We start from the raw sequence: 13,925 nt of genomic DNA on the forward strand, positions 1-13,925 counted from the left end.
AACATGACCCGTAGGACTAAATTTTTTTTAACACATAGATAAAAGCCATATATTTTACCGCAAAGTCCGCAAAGTTTTTGTAGAATCATTATAATGAAAAAGTTCGCAAAACCTTGTGAAGACATAGCTTTGCGAACTTAAAATATCGATTAGGATTAGTCTCAAAATAAAAATGTCTTTGCGAACTTTGCGTTAATTTTTATGCCCTTCAACAGGAAAGCTATTGTTTTTTTATCGAAATTTTTCGGTTACATTTAACAACTATTATCTTTATTCCAAAAAACAAAAAATGGATATTTCCAAAATTCTCGATTACATACACGAACTTCCTGAGCAATCTAAGCTTGCTTTGCAAAACAATGTCACCGAAATTGCTTTTGCTAAAGGGCATATTTTGCTAAAAGCCAATAAAGTAGAATCGAATATTTATTTTATAAAAAAAGGATTGGTACGAGCTTATGTAGAAAGAGATAATGAAGTCACTTTTTGGTTTGGAAAAGAAGGCGAAACCATTATTTCGATGAAAAGTTATGTGGAAGATCAGCCTGGTTATGAAACCATCGAGCTTTTGGAAGACTGCGAATTGTACGAACTCAAAACAGAAAATCTAAGAAAACTCTTTAATGAAGATGTTCACATCGCCAATTGGGGACGAAAATTTGCAGAAAAAGAACTAATCAAAACCGAAGAACGTTTGATCTCTAAACAGTTCAAAAATGCTTCTGAACGCTACTTGGAATTAATGAAAGATCATCCTGAGCTTCTCCAAAGAGTTCAATTAGGACATATTGCCTCTTATTTGGGAATTACACAAGTCAGTTTAAGCAGAATACGTGCAGATTTAAAATAACTTCATTTTTTATCATTTGTTAATTTTTTTCTGATTTCCATAAAAGAACTTTGCATCACAAAATTTTAAATATATGAACTGGATTATTTTAATCATCGCGGGTCTATTTGAAGTAGCCTTCGCATCATGTCTTGGAAAAGCAAAAGCAACTACTGGAACCGAAATGTACTATTGGTATATTGGTTTCTTTATTTCCTTAACTGTAAGTATGCTTTTATTAATGAAAGCTACAGAAACGCTTCCTCTAGGAACTGCTTATGCCGTTTGGACAGGAATTGGAGCTGTGGGAACTGTATTGGTCGGAATTTTTGTTTTTAAAGAACCAGCAGCTTTCTGGAGATTGTTTTTCTTGGCTACTTTAGTTGGTTCTATTGTTGGGTTAAAGGCCGTTTCTCACTAAAAATATATTTTACGATTATACTCAACTTTGTCAAAGTTTCGAACTTTGACAAAGTTTTTTTTACATAGAAAAATGCGTCATCGTGCTAAACATAGCCCGTGGTTTCAACCACGGGAACGCTATCATAATTACCATACGTATCACCGTGGTTGAAATCACAGGCTATGTTTTTCATACAATGATTTTAAAATCTTGATGGAGCTACTTGCGGAGATTCCTCCTTCGTCGGAATGACAAACTGTTGCCTGAAGTTTGTCAAAGTTTAAAACTTTGACAAAGTTTTCTACCTGACACACTAATGCAATTCCAGCATCACATGATAAAAAAATAGCATTTTTAATCATTATTCTCTACTCTATCTTTGCCAAAAATTAAAGCCTAAAATTAAAAATGACATTCAGCCATTCCATTAAATCTTTTGACGAATTAACCAATCACGAAATGTACAATATGCTTAGGTTAAGAAGCGACGTTTTTGTAGTAGAACAAAACTGCCCCTATCTTGATTTAGACAATAAAGACCAAAAAGGTTTTCATTTATTGTATTATGTCGATAACGAATTGGCAGGTGTCACGCGCTTACTTCCAAAAGAAGTATCGTATGATGAAGTTTCAATAGGAAGAGTTGTAATTGCCAAATCGCATCGCGGATTAGGTTTAGGAGTAAAACTAATGGAAGCTTCGATTGCAGGCTGCGAAGAGAAATTCGGAAAAAGTCCAATCCGAATTAGTGCGCAATACCATTTATCCAAATTCTATCAGTCTTTGGGATTTGTAGAACAAGGCGAAGTTTATGATGAAGATGGAATTCCGCATATCGGAATGCTTAGAGCTTAACGCTTTACGGAATAATCAATTTTAAAACATTGGCTAATACCGGATTATGATCTTCGGTTCTCCAATTGACATATAAATCGGTTTCCAGCGGTAATTTGATAAATCGGATTCCTGGAATTTCATGAAAGACATACGAATCGGGTAAAATCGCGATTCCGAGTCCTTTTCGAACCAAAGCAATTATAGAAGAACCAAATTCAGACTGAAGATAGGCTTCTGGCGCGTTATCCAAAGAATTGAATAATCTCTGAATAAGGTCGCTGTAACTGCTGCCTTCGTCATTGGTTGGCAAAATAAACTTTTGAGAAGCAAGAGTTTCTTTAGTAAAATCCTCTGGCGTTTGATATGGATGATCTTCTGGAACAACAACTGCTAAGTGATCGGTATAGATTTTTTGAGATTGAATATCTTTTGAATTATTGATATCTCTGGTAATCGCCAGATCAATTTTATAATTTCGCAGAAAATCCTGCTGATTCTCGTACAGCACCTGAACCAGTTTGATTTTTAGTTTTGGAAAAGCTTCTGAAATACGGGACAAAATTTCGGGCATTAGAGAAGCCGAAATAGAATCGGGATGAGAAATGGTAATGGTACCACTCTCGCCTAGCTGAATTTGGCGGGCAGATTGATGAATAAACTCTAGTTTACTCAATTCAACCTCCCATTTTTCTTTTAAGAACTGACCGGCAGCAGTAAGTTTAACGTTGCGTTTATTACGCTCAAACAACTGCACGCCAAGCTGATTCTCAAGAGACTGAATCTGACGGCTAAGTGCCGATTGTGTAATATTCATCTTTCCGGCGGTGTTCCAGAAATGAAGTTCGCGGGCTAAGGCCAAAAAATATTTAATCTGCTGTAAATCCATTGATGCAATTTACGCATTTATCAGAAACAAAAAATAGCTTTAAACGCATTAAAGAAACAAAAATGAATACGCTAAAAATAACCAAAGCCACAACAGATGACCTTTTAAAGCTTCAATCGATTGGCAGGCAAACCTTTTCTGAAACCTTCGCCGATGTTAACAGCGAAGAAAATATGAAAAAATATTTGGAAGAAAGTTTCGCTACAGCAAAACTGACTGCAGAATTAAACAATCCGTCATCTTATTTCTATCTAGCTGTTTTAGATGAAAAAATAGTCGGTTACTTAAAATTGAATACAGCTGATGCACAAACCGAAAAAGAAGATTTAAATGCCTTAGAAATAGAACGTATTTATGTAGCAAAGGAATTTCATGGTAAAAAAGTCGCGCAGGCACTATATGCTCAAGCAGAAGAAATTGCCCAAGAAATAAAAGCTACGTACATGTGGTTGGGCGTTTGGGAAAAGAATTTCAGAGCTGTAAGTTTCTATACTAAAAATGGTTTCGTACAATTTGATACCCATATTTTTAGATTAGGCAACGACGAGCAAACCGATTTAATGATGAAAAAAGTATTGAATTAAAATGGAAAGAAGACAGCTTTTATTGTTTCTACTAATCTTAGGCACTGCATTCTGGGGAGTATCCTACTCCGTTACCAAAATGGCAATTGGCCACTATTCTCTAAACGTATTTTTATTCTATCGTTTCCTACTGGCAGTTGTGGTATTAAGTGTTATTTTTTGGAAATATGTCAAAGACATTAATCGAGAAGCCATTAAAACAGGCTTTTTGCTCGCTGTGCCCATGTTTTTAGGCATTCAGCTTCAAACTGTTGGACTTAAATATACAGATGCTTCTCAGTGCTCTTTTATTGCAGGATTAACCGTAATTATTATTCCGTTATTAAAACTAGCGATTTATAAAACCAACGCTTCACTAAAAATCTGGATTGCCGCTTTGACGGCTTTAACTGGGTTATTTATTATTGCCATTCAAGATAAATTTACCATAAACTTTGGAGATTTATTTACCATTGCAGGAGCCTTTGCTTTTGCAGTTTATTTGATTGCTGTTGAAAAACATTCGGCCACAAAAAACCTTTTGTATTCTATTGTGCCAATGTTTGCGTTTTGTGCGCTTTTTACTTTTTTTATAGCATTAACAGATAGTTCATCAGAATGGTTGCCTCAAAATAATACGTTTTGGATGGGCGTAATTTACTGTGCTTTGTTTTCTACGGCTTTTATGTACACGGTTTCAAACGTTTCGCAACGCTATTTATCAGCAGAACGCGTAGCGGTTATTTATTTGTTTGAGCCTGTTTTTGGGGCAATTGGAGCGTTCTTTATTTTAGGTGAAAACCTTTCATGGCGTTTACTTTTAGGCGGAACTTTGATTTTTTCTGCTACAATTATTTCTGAAGTCAATTTTAAAAGTGAAAGATTAAAGCTGTTTATTAGAAAAAACTAATACTCTACTGAGTGTTTGGATGCTTAATACTTTACGAAGAACTCTGTTGCTTCGTAAACTTTGTCAAAGTTTGAAACTTTGACAAAGTTCCGTCAATGCTTGTCATTCCGAGGAACGAGGAACCACACTAGAAACTCCGCGCCGAATTTCTCCAATCTTTGTCGAATCCCACGTGAGATTTGCTTCGCCTGTTCGCTATCGCTCAGGTCTCCTTCGTCGAAATGACAAAAATGCGCAAACTAACTTTAGAGTGTATCTATCAATCCTCAATCAAAGAAATCTCAAAAGTCGTTTTTCCATTTTCGATTTTATGCGAAATATAACCGCCGTGTGCTTCTATAATGTTCTTAGATAAAGTCAAACCAATACCAGCGCCTTCGGTTCGGGTGGTGAAAAACGGAAGGAATATTTTGTCCTCAATTTCTTTTTCGATTCCTTTTCCTGAGTCCGAAACTTTTATAAAAATGCGATTGTTTTTGGCTTCCGCCGAAATCGAAATTTGCTTCGTATTGCTATTTTCTAAAGCATTAATCGAATTCGTCAACAAATTAATCACTACCTGTTCTAACTGTTGAGAATCGACATTTATCAAGTAATTTTGAGTGATGCCATTAATCACTTCGATATTATTTTTTCTAAACAACGGATTCATAACTTCAATGCAGTTTTCGACCAAATAGAGCAATTCTGCTTTTTCTTTTTTGGGTGAAGGAAGCATTGCCAATTTTCGATATCCCTCAACAAATTTCTGCAAATGGTCGCTTCGTCTCAGCATTGTTTGCACGCTGTTTTTTATGTCTTCTAAATCTTCTGTCGAAAGCGAATCTTGTTCTACTAAATCCTCTAAATTCTGGCAAATCGAACGAATTGGCGTTATAGAATTGAGCAATTCATGCGAAATCACTTTCATCAAATTAATCCACGCATCTTTTTCTTTCTTTTCTACTACATTCTGAATCGAATCCAACAGAACAATAAAGTAATCCTGACCGAAAATTTCAGTTCGTGAAGCCTGCAAAACAAACGTCTGTTTGCTTTGTTCGTTTATACTAAGTTCGATTGAAGTTTTAATTTCATGAAAATCATCTTCTTCGATAATTTCACACAAAGATGGCAGCTGATTTTTAAGATATTTCCATTTTGAAACTTTCGGAACATTAAAATGGCTCGAGAAATAATCGTTCATCAAAAAAATACTCCAATCGCTTTCTTGTTTCTGCAAAATAATTACACCCGATTCTATATTGTTTAAAATCGAACGGTAAATAATATCTCTCGTAACTTGCTCATTTTGTTTACTTTTTAAAGTTTCATACAAGGTAAAAAGCTCGTTATAAGTACTGTTGAATTTATGCTTAGAAAAATCGGAACTAAAATCATCCTGCAATATCGAAGAAATGGTTTTATTGTAAATCAGAACCATATTTCTAACATAAAAATACATTTCCCTTCCTAGCAGAAAAACCATGCATAGACCAAAAACTCCCGTAAAAAGCAAGCCAATTCTAAAGAAATACAGCGACAATTCGATTCCGATCACGATAAAAATTAATCGCAGAAAAAGGAGTTTATAAGTTTGTAAAGTTCTTAGCATAACTAGTCGATATTGATATTAAATTTCTCCAAACGTCTGTACAGTGCGCCTCTTGACAATCCCAATTCTTCGGCAGTTTTACTGATATTGTTGTTGTTTTTAAGCAGTGCTTTTTCAACCGCTGCTTTTTCAACCGAAGAAAGCTGAATGTCATCTGAGTTTTCCTCGTAAGGCGTTATCGTTTCTAAATCCAGATCAGAAACCGTGATGGTGTTATTTTCACAAAGAATAACCGCACGTTCAATCTTATTTTCCATTTCACGGATATTTCCGTTCCAAGCATGTTTTTCAATCTGTTCTAAGACTTTTTTATCAAAAGTGATTTCGTCACGGCCATATTTCTCAATCATTTTATCCAAAAGATATTCGGCAAGCGGAATCTTATCTTCGTGACGTTCTCTCAACGGTGGCAAAATAATTTCCATCGTATTAATGCGATAATATAAATCTTCGCGGAAGTTTTTGTCAGCAACTTCAAGTTTTAAGTTCAAATTGGTTGCTGTAATAATTCTAACATTCAAAGGTCTTGCTTTAGTTTCTCCCAATCTTGTTACGGTTTTGGTCTGAATAACTTGCAAAAGTTTTGATTGTAAATGAAGCGGTACATTTCCTATTTCGTCTAAGAAAATGGTTCCGTTCTGCGCCATTTCAAAACGTCCCGCTGTATCGGCTTTTGCATCGGTAAAAGCGCCTTTGGCATAACCAAACAATTCGCTTTCGAAAATATTTGAATTTAAAGAACCCAAATCAACTGCAATAAACGGCTGATTTTTCCTTTCAGATTGTGTATGAATATGATGCGCGAGAACAAATTTTCCTGTTCCGTTTTCACCCAAAATCAAAACATTAGCATCTGTTTTTGCAACTTTATCTGCCAGAGAATAAGCCTTCTTTATAATCTCAGAACTGCCAACAAAAAATTCCTCTTTTATCTCAACTTCCTTGTTTTTCTTCTGTTCTTTTCGAGCTTTATCGACTGCTTGTTTTACCGATTCTAGAAGCTTTTTATTTTCCCAAGGTTTCAGAATATAATCAAAAGCACCCGATTTTAAGCCTTCAACAGCTGTTTCTACTTTTCCGAAAGCGGTCATTAGAATTACAACTGTTTTCGGCGAAAGCGTTTTTATTTCCTTCAATAAATACAAACCTTCTCTCCCATCTTCAAATCCTAATCTGTAATTCATGTCTAACAGTACAACATCAATGGCATTTTTTGCCAATAATTCGACAATGTTTTTCGGATTATTGAGCGTATAAATGTTTTCAAAATACTTTTTCAGATAGACTTTTGATGCAAAAAGAATGTCTTCCTGATCGTCGATGATTAAAATAGATGCGTTGGTCTTTTTCATTATTGTTCAGTTTTGGACGAAAGGTGTCCACTTATGGACAGTTTAAATTTATTCAGAAAAATAATCCCTTAAAAACAAGGTATTTACAGGGTTTAATTTACTGGCACGAAAATCACATTAGAACTTGTAAATCATTAATAATTAACCTCTTTCGGAAGTACAAATAACAAAATAAATAGCGATAAATTAAAAATAATTTATCTTAATTTTCAGACTTGTTTCTGTCATTTCCAAAGGGCGTAAAAATTTTAAAAGAAAATCAATCAAAAATTAAAACAGTCAAATTATGATTACCATTACAAAACTTTCAAAAGTATTTAGAACTGAGGAATTAGAAACCAAAGCATTAAGTGAAGTTTCACTGACCATCAATCAAGGCGACTTCGTATCGATTATGGGGCCGTCTGGAAGCGGAAAATCGACTTTATTGAATATTGTAGGACTTCTAGACAGCGCTTCAAGCGGAAGTTATAAACTTCTTGATCAGGAAATGGTGGGTTTGAAGGAAAAACAAAAATCGCAAGCCAGAAAAGAAAACATCGGATTCATTTTCCAGAACTTCAATTTAATTGACGAATTATCGGTTTTTGATAATATCGAACTGCCTTTAATTTACAGCAATGTTCCTTCTGCCGAAAGAAAATCGCGAGTAAACGAAATGGCAAAAATTTTGGGAATTGCACATAGATTGAAGCATTTTCCGCAACAGCTTTCGGGCGGACAGCAGCAGCGTGTAGCCGTAGCAAGAGCTCTAATCAATAACCCTAAAATTATTCTGGCCGATGAGCCAACAGGAAATCTAGACAGCATAAACGGAAATGAAGTAATGGAATTGTTGACCGATCTTCACGCCAGCGGATCGACAATCTTAATGGTAACACACTCAGATTACGATGCTTCTTTCTCTCAAAGAACAATTTTAATGAAAGATGGTGAAATTCTTTCTGAAAAAGTAAATCATAGAAATGTTGATGTTTTAGTTAATTCTAACTGCTAAAGTCATGTTGAAGAATTGGACAAACATATTTGTTTATCATATAAAGAACAACAAATTCTTTACAGCCCTTAATATATTGGGCTTGAGTATAGGAATTGCAGGTTTAATCTTTGCAATTCTATACTGGAACGACGAACATTCTTATGATCAATGGAATCCTGAGAAAGATAAAATTTTCATTGCAATGAATGATTTTGGAGGTGGAAATATCTGGACAACAAATTCTCCAATTCCAGGTAGAATGCTTAATGCAACTACTTCATATTTGGATAAATACTGTTATTTCAGAGTAAACTATACCACGGAAACTATTCAGTATAATGGAAAAATCGAATTGGTTGACAAAATCTTTTCAGCCGAAAGGAGTTTCTTTTCTTTCTTTCCTTTTGAATTTATTCAGGGTGATGCTAAGACAGCTTTTAGCGACCGCAACAGCATGGTTCTTTCTAAAGAAACTGCTGCGCGCATTTTTAAGAATGAAAACCCAATGGGGAAACAAGTAAAATATGCTGACCGCATTTTTGTTGTTCGCGGTGTATATAAAATGCCTGAAAAATCGTCAGTAATGCCTTCGGTAATTACTCCTATTGTAGAAGAGGAATTAGAACAAAACAAAGATAACTGGGGTTTCAGTTACGGATTAATGTTAAAATTCAAAAAGCCAATCGACACTACAGCAGTTATTCAAAATTTAGACAAAATATTTCTTGAAGACAACTACAAAAAACAGGCAAAAGCTGAGGGATTATCTATTGAACAGTTTATAAAACAATATGGAGATCCTATAAAATCAAGGCTTCTTCCACTTTCAAAAGCAAGGCTTCGTCAAGGAAATTATGCATTTCCTGAACAGAATGCCAATTTGCAATTTCTAAAAATTATAATGGGTTTATCCATCTTAATTTTAATACTTTCGGTTGTAAACTACATTAATATGGCTACTGCAAATGCGGTAAAGCGAGCCAAAGAAGTTGGTGTTCGCAAGATAGTCGGTGCTACGAAATCGCAAATTGTTACGCAGTTTGTTTTTGAAACCACACTTATTACCTTGTTCTCAGTTTTACTGGCAATGGTAATCGTAGAGCTTTCGCTTCCTTTTTATAATGCTTTTTTAAACAAAGACTTAATGCTAATTGGAAATCAATTTTACTTCCAACTTATTTTAATTTTCTTCTTTGTAATTATCGTTTCGGGCGTTTTTCCTGCTGTTTACATTGCAAATTTTGAAACACTGAAAGTCTTAAAAGGCAATTTTTCAAGAAGTAAAAACGGCGTCTGGATTCGTAACGGAATGCTTGTTTTACAATTCTCTATTGCTACTCTTTTTATCATCGGATCTTTTATTGTTCATAAACAGGTAAATCACATGATTGCCAAAGATGTAGGTTTTAATGGTGCGCAAGTTATGGACATTGCTTTTAGACCTATAAAAGATAAAATTCAGTATGAAAGATATAAAACTATAAAACAGGAACTTTCAAAAATTAAAGGTGTTGAAGCTGTTTCTACTGGAGTTTTTTCCATTGGAAGCAATCTCAATTCTTGGCAAGGACTTCATTATAAATCTAATAAAGAAGTTATTACACAGCAATTGGGACTTGACTTTGGTCAATTAAATTTACTAGGAATTAAAATTGTTAAAGGAAGAGATTTAAGCAGCAAACTGGCAACAGATAGTATTACAAGTGCATTATTGAATGAAACTGCTGCAAAAACTCTTATGGTAAAAGATCCTATAAACAAAGAAATTACTTTCGGCGGTCAAAAATATAAAGTTGTTGGCATCGTTAAAGATTTTCATTATATCGGAATGGAATATAGCGTGGCGCCTATGATTTTCTTTCACATTAAATCTGTTTCCTGGATGGAAAATTATTTGCAGTTTATTACAGTTAAAATATCACCTGACGGAATGCCAGAAACGATTGCTTCAATTGAAAAATTCTGGAAAACTAAAGTCGATCAGGAATATCCGTTTGAATATGGTTTTGTAGATAAAAACTTTGCTCGAACTTATAAAAAATATCAAGATCAAAGAAACTTATTTGCTTTACTGAATGTGGTCGTAATATTAATTGCTGTTTTCGGATTATTTGCTTTGGCTTCTTTTTCTATGGAAAGAAGATTGCGCGAAATCGCCATTAGAAAAACGCTTGGCGCCGAAACCAATATACTGCTAAAAGAATTGTCAAAACAGTATGTTCTTTTTTGCATAATTGGTTTCCTTATCGGAATTGTTCCTGCTTATTTATTAATGCAGAAATGGCTAGAAAACTTTGCTTCTCGAATCGATATTCCGTTTCTGCCATTCTTAGTTGCTTTTGTTTCGCTTTTATTTTTAACGCTGACCATTGTTTTAGCAAAAGCCTATCAAGTGACCAAAGTAGATGTTTTAAAATATTTAAAATACGAGTAAACTAACTCCAAAACCAAAAAACACCAACAAAATGCTAAAAAACTGGATCAATATATTTATCTATCAAATCAAACACAGTAAGCTTTTTACTGCTCTCAATATTCTCGGATTATCAATAGGAATTTCAGGTTTAATTTTCGCGCTTTTGTATTGGAACGACGAACACAGCTACAATGCTTGGAATCCAGAAAAAGACAAAGTTTATCAGGTTTTAGCGCAATTAAGCGATATGCCTGTAACTGCAAATAATCCTGTACGTTTAAAACCTCATTTAGAAAATGATTCCAACGTAGAAGCTGTTGTTTATGCAGATGAATGGTATCAAAAAGACAAAGTGATTTACAATGGCCAAAAGGAATTTGTAGATAAAATCGTAAATGCCGAAAAAGATTTCTTTTCTCTTTTTCCGTTTGAATTTATTTATGGAAATGCCAAATCGGCTATAAAAGACGAAAACAGTATTGCCATTTCAGAGAAACTTGCAGAACGCTTTTTTGGAAATAAAAACCCGATGGGCAAACAAATCAAATGTTTGGATGCTACGTTTACAATTTCAGCTGTTTATCGCATTCCAGGAAATTCATCGATCGCACCAAACATAGTGATAAATCACATGAAAGACTTGGCTGATCCTGACAAAAACCCAGGCCTTTTTGTTCTAAAAGTATTGGTAAAACTAAAAGATCCATCAAAAGTAGAATCGACCAGAAAAATGCTTGATAAAGTATTTTATGACGAGGTTATTGTAAGAACTGCCAAACAAGCCGGTTTTACACCTGCCGAAATGGTCAAGAAAATGGGAAGTTTCAAGGTTTTGATGGAACCGCTTTCATCTGCCAGATTGCATTCTGTTATTGATGGATATCCTGAAGGAAGAGGAAATTATCAGTTTCTGGTAATTATGGCTTGCTTGTCGGTTTTAATTCTTATTCTGTCTATTGTCAATTACATCAATTTGGCAACGGCAAATTCGATTAAAAGAGCTAAAGAAGTTGGAGTTCGTAAAGTATTGGGAGCTTCCAAAAAGCAGATTGTTTGGCAATTCATTTTTGAAACCGTTTTGATGACTGCTTTTTCGGTTTTATTAGCGTTAATGATTGTAGAAATTGCTCTTCCTTATTACAATTCTTTTTTAGAGAAAAATTTAAGGATAATCGAAAGTCAATTTTATCTTCAGTTGATACTAGTTTTTTTCATAACTATTGTATTTGGAGGAATATTTCCAGCTTTATATGTTGCTAATTTTGAGACTTTAAAAGTTTTAAGAGGCAATTATGCTCGTAGTAAAAGTGGCGTTTGGATTAGAAATGGAATGCTGATTTTTCAATTTGCCATTGCTTCCTTTTTTATTATTGGTTCTGTAGTGGTCTATCAGCAAATTAAATATCTAAATAATAAAGATCTTGGTTTTAAAGGCGATCAGGTTATGGCAATTTCGTTAAATCTTCCGTCTTCCTACTATCAGGGGGAAAATGTTGGAAAGAATATTTTTGAAAGATATAACACTATAAAACAGGAACTTTCAAAAATTAAAGGCGTTGAAAAAGTTTCAACTGGTCTTCTTTCTTTTGATGGAGCAGACAATTCACAATGGCCAATTTGGTACCGAGATGTGCTTTTCAAACAAAAAGCAATCGGACTTGACTATGATATGCTAAATCTGCTAAATATAAAAGTAATAAAAGGCAGAAATCTTAGTCCAAACATAGCTTCAGACACTATAAATTCTGTTTTAGTTAATGAAAAATCATTGAGTTTAATGCAGATAAAAGATCCTATTGGTAAAGAGATCAAAATTGGAAATCAGAAAATGAGGATTATTGGCGTGGTAAAAGATTTTAATCTTTTAAGTCCAGAAGTCGATGTTCCGCCGATTACTTTTTATCATATAAAATCTCTAGATATGGCCAATGAAATGAATCGAATCTATGTAAAATTAAAAGCAGATCAGATTCAAAGTAGTATTGCTGCAATTGAAAAATTCTGGAAAACAAAAGTCGATACCGAATATCCATTTCAATATGATTTTGCCGATAAAGAATATGCTCGAACTTACGAGTCTTACGTAAAGCAGAAAAATTTATTTTCTCTGCTCAATGTCATTGTGATTCTTATTGCCCTTTTTGGACTTTTTGCTCTGGCATCTTATTCCATTCAAAGAAGAATGAAAGAAATTGCGATTCGAAAAACTTTGGGCGCAGAGACCAATATTTTACTGAAAGAACTGTCTAAACAATATGTAGTGTATTGTGCAATAGGTTTTCTTATTGCTGTATTTCCTGCCTATGTTTTATTGCAGAAATGGCTGAATAATTTTGCTTTTAGAATCGAAATTCCGATGCTGCCGTTTCTACTTTCCTTTTTGCTTTTATTGTTTTTAACGCTATGCATTGTTTTAGCAAAAGCGTATCAAGCAACAAAAGTCGATGTGCTGAAATATTTAAAATATGAATAATTAGTTTTGAGTTTTTGTAAAAAGCTGTGCAAGTCTGAGCCCTTGCACAGCTTTTTTTTATTTTTGATTAAGCGTAAAATCGTTTTAAAATTTTCTTTGCATTGTCTGAAGCTACGATCAATCCGCCACTCATCATGATAATATCTTTGAGAACCAAACGGCCTCCAACGGAAAGATACGGAAACCCAAATTCTGGTGTTGGAAAATCTCCGCCCAGATTCGGCACATAAACTTCTGGCGTTGTGATTAAAAATGATAAGGTTACAAACGCCATTCCGAATGTCAGAAGTCCCCCAAAAAAGCCCATTTTAGGAAACCAGATTCCCAAAAGAACCAACAAACCAATTGTCACAATAACAGTTCCTAGCCCGTAAGAGAAAATATAAGTTCCGTTGGCTTCGTGCCATTTGATGTTTTTCTCAACAGTTTTACCTTCAACGTTTTTATAAAGTGTGTAGGCTTTTACCGTTTTACCTTCATCATTTACGACTTGTTTATTAGCATCTTTATAAAAGAAACTCATAAATGGACTATTCGCTACAAGCGGAACAATTCCATCAGCTTCATATTTAAAGGCTTTTAATCCTCCAATGCACGCCATTACAACAAATATGGCAATTCTTAAAAAGTGAATAAAGTTGTTTTGTCCACCCGCAATAAATCGTATAAATTTTTCCATTTTG

General features: G+C 34.3%; 12 protein-coding genes. 8 read left to right on the top strand and 4 right to left on the bottom strand.

Annotation, left to right across the window (positions count from 1 at the left end):
* The first annotated feature begins 289 nt into the window (after positions 1–289).
* The 3 genes from AC5ZCW_RS02175 to AC5ZCW_RS02185 all read left to right on the top strand — a co-directional run bounded on the left by AC5ZCW_RS02175 (position 290) and on the right by AC5ZCW_RS02185 (position 2,087).
* Positions 290–850 carry a Crp/Fnr family transcriptional regulator gene (locus AC5ZCW_RS02175; protein WP_198855914.1) on the top strand — a complete coding sequence of 187 codons (561 nt, stop codon included), beginning with the start codon at positions 290–292 and terminating at the stop codon, positions 848–850.
* A gap of 73 nt (positions 851–923) precedes the next feature.
* The gene (locus AC5ZCW_RS02180) at positions 924–1,250 is read left to right on the top strand and encodes a DMT family transporter (RefSeq protein ID WP_026728926.1); all 327 of its coding nucleotides are present in this window, start codon (positions 924–926) and stop codon (positions 1,248–1,250) included.
* 390 nt (positions 1,251–1,640) lie between these two features.
* Complete coding sequence (locus AC5ZCW_RS02185; protein WP_496117648.1) at positions 1,641–2,087, top strand: GNAT family N-acetyltransferase; 447 nt, start codon at positions 1,641–1,643, stop codon at positions 2,085–2,087.
* 4 nt (positions 2,088–2,091) lie between these two features.
* Here the strand turns inward: AC5ZCW_RS02185 and AC5ZCW_RS02190 are convergent, their stop codons facing one another.
* Complete coding sequence (locus AC5ZCW_RS02190; RefSeq protein ID WP_198855916.1) at positions 2,092–2,955, bottom strand: LysR family transcriptional regulator; 864 nt, start codon at positions 2,953–2,955, stop codon at positions 2,092–2,094.
* Between the two features lie 62 nt (positions 2,956–3,017).
* On the opposite strand from AC5ZCW_RS02190, the gene AC5ZCW_RS02195 reads away from it, so the two are divergent.
* Both AC5ZCW_RS02195 and AC5ZCW_RS02200 read left to right on the top strand, forming a co-directional pair.
* Positions 3,018–3,539, top strand: coding sequence for a GNAT family N-acetyltransferase (locus AC5ZCW_RS02195; RefSeq protein ID WP_496117650.1), 522 nt, complete (start codon positions 3,018–3,020; stop codon positions 3,537–3,539).
* Between the two features lies 1 nt (position 3,540).
* A complete protein-coding gene (locus AC5ZCW_RS02200; RefSeq protein WP_496117652.1) occupies positions 3,541–4,428 on the top strand; it encodes a DMT family transporter in 888 nt (295 codons plus the stop codon).
* 259 nt (positions 4,429–4,687) lie between these two features.
* Here the strand turns inward: AC5ZCW_RS02200 and AC5ZCW_RS02205 are convergent, their stop codons facing one another.
* Positions 4,688–6,022 (bottom strand): sensor histidine kinase, encoded by a 1,335-nt coding sequence (locus AC5ZCW_RS02205; RefSeq protein ID WP_496117654.1) that lies wholly within the window; start codon positions 6,020–6,022, stop codon positions 4,688–4,690.
* A 2-nt stretch (positions 6,023–6,024) separates the two neighbouring features.
* The gene (locus AC5ZCW_RS02210; RefSeq protein ID WP_496117656.1) at positions 6,025–7,374 is read right to left on the bottom strand and encodes a sigma-54-dependent transcriptional regulator; all 1,350 of its coding nucleotides are present in this window, start codon (positions 7,372–7,374) and stop codon (positions 6,025–6,027) included.
* 286 nt (positions 7,375–7,660) lie between these two features.
* On the opposite strand from AC5ZCW_RS02210, the gene AC5ZCW_RS02215 reads away from it, so the two are divergent.
* From AC5ZCW_RS02215 to AC5ZCW_RS02225, 3 genes are read left to right on the top strand one after another with little or no spacing between them, the layout of a single operon-like run.
* Positions 7,661–8,371, top strand: a complete 711-nt coding sequence (locus tag AC5ZCW_RS02215) for an ABC transporter ATP-binding protein (RefSeq protein ID WP_496117657.1) — start codon at positions 7,661–7,663, stop codon at positions 8,369–8,371.
* A 4-nt stretch (positions 8,372–8,375) separates the two neighbouring features.
* A complete protein-coding gene (locus AC5ZCW_RS02220; protein WP_496117658.1) occupies positions 8,376–10,787 on the top strand; it encodes an ABC transporter permease in 2,412 nt (803 codons plus the stop codon).
* A 31-nt stretch (positions 10,788–10,818) separates the two neighbouring features.
* Positions 10,819–13,242, top strand: a complete 2,424-nt coding sequence (locus tag AC5ZCW_RS02225) for an ABC transporter permease (protein WP_496117659.1) — start codon at positions 10,819–10,821, stop codon at positions 13,240–13,242.
* A 67-nt stretch (positions 13,243–13,309) separates the two neighbouring features.
* Here the strand turns inward: AC5ZCW_RS02225 and AC5ZCW_RS02230 are convergent, their stop codons facing one another.
* Positions 13,310–13,921 (bottom strand): DUF417 family protein, encoded by a 612-nt coding sequence (locus AC5ZCW_RS02230; RefSeq protein WP_496117660.1) that lies wholly within the window; start codon positions 13,919–13,921, stop codon positions 13,310–13,312.
* Positions 13,922–13,925 lie beyond the last annotated feature (4 nt).

This window comes from Flavobacterium sp. PLA-DH12, from assembly GCF_059511845.1.

What these genes read in the sequence shown, in the direction of transcription:
- AC5ZCW_RS02185 (WP_496117648.1), top strand. Translation starts at nt 1,641, where the DNA reads ATGACATTCAGCCATTCCATTAAATCTTTTGACGAATTAACCAATCAC.
- AC5ZCW_RS02200 (WP_496117652.1), top strand. Translation starts at nt 3,541, where the DNA reads ATGGAAAGAAGACAGCTTTTATTGTTTCTACTAATCTTAGGCACTGCA.
- AC5ZCW_RS02195 (WP_496117650.1), top strand. Translation starts at nt 3,018, where the DNA reads ATGAATACGCTAAAAATAACCAAAGCCACAACAGATGACCTTTTAAAG.
- AC5ZCW_RS02210 (WP_496117656.1), bottom strand. Translation starts at nt 7,374, where the DNA reads ATGAAAAAGACCAACGCATCTATTTTAATCATCGACGATCAGGAAGAC.
- AC5ZCW_RS02175 (WP_198855914.1), top strand. Translation starts at nt 290, where the DNA reads ATGGATATTTCCAAAATTCTCGATTACATACACGAACTTCCTGAGCAA.
- AC5ZCW_RS02205 (WP_496117654.1), bottom strand. Translation starts at nt 6,022, where the DNA reads ATGCTAAGAACTTTACAAACTTATAAACTCCTTTTTCTGCGATTAATT.
- AC5ZCW_RS02190 (WP_198855916.1), bottom strand. Translation starts at nt 2,955, where the DNA reads ATGGATTTACAGCAGATTAAATATTTTTTGGCCTTAGCCCGCGAACTT.
- AC5ZCW_RS02180 (WP_026728926.1), top strand. Translation starts at nt 924, where the DNA reads ATGAACTGGATTATTTTAATCATCGCGGGTCTATTTGAAGTAGCCTTC.
- AC5ZCW_RS02220 (WP_496117658.1), top strand. Translation starts at nt 8,376, where the DNA reads ATGTTGAAGAATTGGACAAACATATTTGTTTATCATATAAAGAACAAC.
- AC5ZCW_RS02225 (WP_496117659.1), top strand. Translation starts at nt 10,819, where the DNA reads ATGCTAAAAAACTGGATCAATATATTTATCTATCAAATCAAACACAGT.
- AC5ZCW_RS02230 (WP_496117660.1), bottom strand. Translation starts at nt 13,921, where the DNA reads ATGGAAAAATTTATACGATTTATTGCGGGTGGACAAAACAACTTTATT.
- AC5ZCW_RS02215 (WP_496117657.1), top strand. Translation starts at nt 7,661, where the DNA reads ATGATTACCATTACAAAACTTTCAAAAGTATTTAGAACTGAGGAATTA.